The organism is Lysinibacillus sp. 10T31 (genome assembly GCF_056394365.1).
The window spans coordinates 1-450 of record NZ_JBFTHS010000207.1; the positions used below are offsets into that span (position 1 = coordinate 1).

The following is a 450-nucleotide window of genomic DNA, read 5'->3' on the forward strand; positions in this document are numbered from 1 at the left end:
GAACAACAAAGCACTTTTCTGGAGACCATCAAGGCCGATCTCGCCCATGCAATGTCGGTGGGAATCCGCGGTGAAGCCACGCTGAGAGTGAGCACCAAGACACTCCGTGCAGACGAAAAGGCCATGCTCGATACCCTGCTCAACCCCGACAAACCGACCCGAAATCAAAGGGAGGCGCTGAACGGGTTTCGACCAGATGCCTGGTCGTTGACGCTTGAGTGCTCGACTGAGCCGGATCCAATGCCGCTGGCCAACTGCTTTTTGCTGACCGAGCGTGGCGGGCTTGACCCGGCACACTCCGGTCGGGCGATCCTGTGGACGCCCGGGCGCGGGCTCGAAACCTTCAGTTCCGTCACCAGTGTCAAGGTCGAGCTGGGCAGGCGTCTCCTGGATGACGAACAACGAATGCTGCTCCTGGAAAATATCCCTCGCACGCAATATCGCCCACAC

1 protein-coding gene is annotated in these 450 nt (G+C 59.6%); it reads left to right on the forward strand.

The window, feature by feature from the left end; genetic code table 11:
• Positions 1-450 (forward strand): hypothetical protein (locus tag AC1DCY_RS27675; RefSeq protein WP_477355974.1); only part of this gene is annotated, 450 nt, incomplete at both ends.